The organism is Phaeovulum sp. (assembly GCF_041596715.1).
Classification (GTDB): Bacteria; Pseudomonadota; Alphaproteobacteria; order Rhodobacterales; family Rhodobacteraceae; genus UBA6213.
Genome location: NZ_JBFHIA010000219.1, coordinates 1 through 5062, shown reverse-complemented (window position 1 = coordinate 5062; position 5062 = coordinate 1). Strand labels below are relative to the sequence as shown.

The 5062-nt window shown below is 62.6% G+C and carries 3 protein-coding genes; 1 reads left to right on the top strand and 2 read right to left on the bottom strand.

Translation table 11 applies throughout. The annotated features are described in order from the left end of the window. Positions 1–143 precede the first annotated feature (143 nt). Both lon and ABY403_RS13145 read right to left on the bottom strand, forming a co-directional pair. A complete protein-coding gene (gene lon / locus ABY403_RS13150; protein WP_372841283.1) occupies positions 144–2549 on the bottom strand; it encodes an endopeptidase La in 2406 nt (801 codons plus the stop codon). Between the two features lie 138 nt (positions 2550–2687). Further along, positions 2688–4013: an ATP-binding protein gene (locus ABY403_RS13145; RefSeq protein WP_372841282.1), complete on the bottom strand. Its 1326-nt coding sequence runs from the start codon at positions 4011–4013 to the stop codon at positions 2688–2690. A gap of 42 nt (positions 4014–4055) precedes the next feature. On the opposite strand from ABY403_RS13145, the gene ABY403_RS13140 reads away from it, so the two are divergent. After that, on the top strand, positions 4056–4955 hold the full coding sequence (locus ABY403_RS13140) for an MBL fold metallo-hydrolase (protein ID WP_372841281.1): 900 nt from the start codon (positions 4056–4058) through the stop codon (positions 4953–4955). The last annotated feature ends 107 nt before the right edge of the window (positions 4956–5062 follow it).

Below are 5062 nucleotides of genomic sequence, written 5' to 3'. Positions count from 1 at the left end.
CTTCCCCGAAGCTGTGGTGGTTGGGCCCGGCGGATTACTTTCGGTGAACTACCGGATGCTCGGGCTCGAAATGAAGGTCGTTCACTAACACCCAGAGATATAAAGCAAAAGGCGCGCCAGTGGCGCGCCTTTTCCGTTTTGACTTAGTGGGCAACCGTGCCCTGTGCGTCCGATTCCTTGCCGCGTGCGGCTTGTGCCGCCTCTTCGGCAAGTTCGTCCCAGACAATCGGCTCTGGCTCGCGCACCAGCGCACGCGCCAGAACCTCGCGCACATTCGACACTGGCACCAGTTCAAGCCCCGCTTTAACATTGGCCGGTATCTCTGCCAGATCCTTGGCGTTTTCTTGCGGGATCAGCACGGTCTTGATACCCCCCCGCAACGCCGCGAGCAGCTTTTCCTTCAGGCCCCCGATCGGCAGCACATGGCCGCGCAGCGTGACCTCGCCGGTCATCGCAACCTCGCGGCGCACCGCGATGCCGGTCAGCACCGAAACAATCGAGGTAACCATGGCGATGCCCGCACTCGGCCCGTCTTTGGGCGTGGCACCTTCGGGCACGTGCACGTGGATATCGACCTTCTCGAACACGGTCGGCTTTACCCCGATTTCGGGCGCGATCGAGCGCACGAAGCTTGAGGCGGCCTCAATCGATTCCTTCATCACATCGCCAAGCTTGCCGGTGGTTTTCATCCGGCCCTTGCCGGGCAGCTTCAGCGCCTCGATTTGCAGCAAATCGCCCCCTACCGAGGTCCAGGCAAGCCCTGTTACAACGCCCACCTGATCGGCCTCTTCGGCAAGGCCAAAGCGGTAGCGCGGCACGCCAAGGAAATGCTCGACCAGTTCTGGCGTCACATCGACCGTCTTGGTCTTGCCCTTGAGGATCTCGGTTACGGCCTTGCGCGCCATCTTGGCGATTTCGCGCTCTAGGTTCCGCACGCCCGCCTCGCGGGTATAGTGACGCAGGATCTCGGTCAGGGCACCGTCGCTGACTGAAAACTCGCCCTTCTTCAACCCGTGCGCCTTGATCTGCTTGGGCAGCAGGTGCTGGCGCGCGATCTCGCGCTTTTCATCCTCGGTATAGCCTTCGATCGGAATGATCTCCATGCGGTCCAAAAGCGGGCCGGGCATGTTGTAGCTATTGGCCGTAGTCAGAAAGAGCACGTTCGAGAGGTCATATTCGACCTCCAGATAGTGGTCGGTGAAGGTCGAGTTCTGTTCCGGGTCCAGCACCTCAAGCATGGCACTGGCCGGATCGCCGCGGAAATCCTGCCCCATCTTGTCGATCTCATCGAGCAGAATCAGCGGGTTGGTGGTTTTCGCCTTTTTCAGCGCCTGAATGATCTTGCCCGGCATCGAGCCGATATAGGTACGCCGGTGCCCGCGAATCTCGGATTCGTCGCGCACACCGCCCAAGCTGATGCGAATGAACTCGCGCCCCGTGGCGCGCGCCACCGAACGGCCAAGCGAGGTTTTACCCACGCCGGGCGGGCCGACAAGGCACAGAATCGGACCATGCAGCTTGGTCGAACGTGCTTGCACCGCAAGGTATTCGACGATCCGCTCTTTGACCTTTTCAAGCCCGTAGTGATCGGCATCCAGCACCGTTTCGGCTGCGGTCAGGTCTTTCTTGACGCGGCTTTTCACGCCCCACGGAAGTGCAAGCAGCCAGTCGAGGTAGTTGCGCACCACCGTCGCCTCGGCGCTCATCGGGCTCATGGCCTTTAGCTTTTTCAGCTCGGCCTGTGCCTTTTCGCGCGCCTCTTTCGAGAACTTGGTTTTCTTGATGCGCTCTTCCAGCTCGGCCAACTCGTTCTGGCCTTCTTCGCCGTCGCCCAGCTCGCGCTGGATCGCCTTCATCTGTTCGTTGAGATAGTATTCGCGCTGGGTGCGCTCCATCTGCGTCTTCACGCGCGACTTGATCTTTTTCTCAACCTGCAGCACCGACATTTCGCCCTGCATCAGGCCATAGACCTTTTCCAGCCGCTCTGACACGTTGAGCGTTTCCAGCAGATCCTGCTTTTGCGCAACTTCGATGCCGAGATGGCCCGAAACAAGGTCCGCCAACTTGGCTGCGTCTTGCGCCTCGGCAATCGCGGTCAGGGCATCTTCGGGGGTGTTTTTCTTGACCTTGGCGTAACGCTCGAACTCTTCGCCGACCGAACGCAGCAGTGCCTTGGTGGTGGCGCTGTCGCCTTCCACCTCGTGTAGCCATTCGGCGCGGGCTTCGAAGAAGCGGTCATTGGGCACGAACTCTGCAATCCGCACGCGCGTTTTGCCCTCGACCAGCACCTTGACCGTGCCATCAGGAAGCTTCAGCAATTGCAGCACATTGGCCAGAACGCCGGTGCGGTAGATACCCTCTGCGTCGGGGTCATCCACGCCGGGGTCGATCTGGCTGGCAAGCAGAATCTGGCGGTCTTCCGACATCACCGCTTCCAGCGCATGGACCGATTTTTCACGGCCCACGAATAGCGGTACGATCATGTGCGGAAACACCACGATATCGCGCAGCGGCAGTACCGGGTATGAAGTCGCGAGGATCTCGTTCATCTATATTCCTCTCTGGCAAAAGGCGTCGGCCCCGACCTCGGCAGCCTGACCTTTCCCACTGGTGTCCCAATATCTAGGGGTGCCAATGTTGCGTATCAACCCATCTTGGACAGCACTGCGCAAATTGACCAATGCGGCCTATCGCGCCAGCAGCAGTTCGACCCGCAGCCCACCCAACCGCGCGCTTTCGCCCAAGCGCAGCTCTCCGCCATGCGCGCGCGCCACATCGGCGGCAATGGCAAGCCCAAGTCCCACGCCCTGCCCGCTGTTCTGGTTGCGCGCGGCGTCCAGCCGGGTGAATGGGCGCAGGGCTTCGGCGTGATCTGCCTCGGCAATGCCGGGGCCGTCATCCTCTACCACGATCGACAGCCGATTGGCGCTGAGCCGCGCCGAAACCTCGGCCCGGCGGGCGTGGCGCGCGGCGTTGGCCAGCAGGTTTTCCAGCGCCCGCCGCACCGACTCGGGGCGAAAGGTCGCAAGCCCGTCACAGTCGACATCACGCAATTCGACCTGCTGGCCCGCGCGGCGCGCATCGGCCACCACCTCGGTCAGAAATGCCGCCGCGTCGCAGGCAACCGCCGGAGTATCGGCCGCATCAGCACGGGCGAACTCTAGGAAGGAATCGACCAGCTTGCCCATTTCGACGACATCACGTTCCATCGCCGCAACTTCAGGGCCCTCGGGCAACATCGAAAGGCCCAGTCGCAGCCGGGTCAGCGGCGTACGCAGATCGTGGCTGATACCGGAAAGCATCAGGGTTCGCTGCTCGATATGGCGCTCGATCCGCGCCCGCATCGCCAGAAAGGCAGCACCAGCGGCGCGCACTTCGGTAGCGCCGCGCGGCTGATAGGGCACAGTGCGGCCCTTGCCAAAGGCCTCTGCCGCCACCGCAAGCCGGGTGATCGGACGCAACTGATTGCGCAAAAAGGCATAGGCCACAAAGGTCATCAACGCCCCGGTAGCCAGCATCAACACCAGCAACTGATGCGGGTTTGAAACCGCCACGCGGCTTCGGCTGAACTCCAGCTGCATCGGCCCTTGCTGCGTGGAAAGCACCAGCCGCACGCGCCGCGGATCGCTGAGATCGACCAGCGTCAACGTGGCTATGTGCTCGCGCAGCACCGTCGCCATGGCCCGGCCAGAAAGGTCCAAGAACGAGCGTTTGGTGCCCTCCTCGGCCGCCACCGGAAGCGCCATCTCGAAGCCCAGCGGTATCGCCACGGCCCGCACCTCGGCTGCGGCGTCGCTCGGGTCCGCCGCGTTATCGGCCAAGCTAGCCAGATAGCTGATCTCGTAGGTCATCGACATTGTCATCTGCCGCGTCGCGCCTTCGAAATGGCGTTGCAGAAACACCACCGAGACGACAAGCTGAAGCACGACCACCGGCAGGATGAGGATCATCGCTGCGCGGCCGTATAACCCGTAGGGCAGCTTGCGCTTGAGCCATTGCGAGATTGAAACCATGCCCGCAGCCTAGTCGCTGCACCCGTCCGAGGAAAGTGCAAGATGCAAGCTTCCACCGCGCCATCAGCGCTTAGCCGCCCCGCCGAAGGGTTGCGCTGCCTGCTCGCATCGAACCCCTCGCCGATGACGCAAAAGGGCACCAACACATGGCTTTTGGGCGAAGGTGAGGTTGCGGTTATCGACCCCGGCCCCGCCCTGCCCGCACATCTGGCCTCGATTCTTGCAGCGCTGGCACCCGGCGAACGCATCACCCATATTTTTGTCACGCACGCGCATCTTGACCATTCCGGCCTCGCGCGCCCCTTGGCCGAGGCAACCGGCGCCCCGGTGCTCGCCTTTGGTGACGCACAGGCGGGGCGATCGGCGCGAATGCAGGCGCTGACCGCCGCCGGCCTTGTGCCGGGTGGCGAAGGGATCGATGCGGATTTCGTCCCCGACATAGCACTGGCCGATGGCGCGCGCGTTTCCGCTGCAAGCTGGGCGCTTGAGGCGCTGCATACGCCCGGCCATTTTGGCAACCACCTCAGCTTTCTGTGGCAAGGCTGCGCCTTCAGTGGCGATCATGTGATGGGTTGGGCCTCGACGCTGATCTCACCCCCCGATGGCGACCTTGCGGATTACCTCGCCTCGCTTGACCGGTTGGCCGCCGCCGCTCCTGCACGGCTGTTTTGCGGCCACGGCGCGCCAGTTGATGACCCCGCAGCGCGGATAGCCGAGCTTGCCCGCCACCGCCGCGACCGCAGCACACAGATCTTGGCGGCACTGGCCGAGGCCCCTTGCGACATCGCAACCCTCGTATCCCGCCTCTATGCCGACACACCCGCCGCCCTGCACCCCGCCGCCGCCCGAAATGTGCTGGCACATCTGATTGATCTTGAAGAAAATAAGCTAATTTCATCGCGGCACAACCCCGGCACGCCCCGCCGCTACACCCTGCGCTGACAAGCCTGCATTTTCCCTACAAAACCCTCTGGACGCCCCCCGAACCTGTCGCTATACAGCGCCTCGTGTTCCGGCGTAGCTCAGCGGTAGAGCAGTTGACTGTTAAT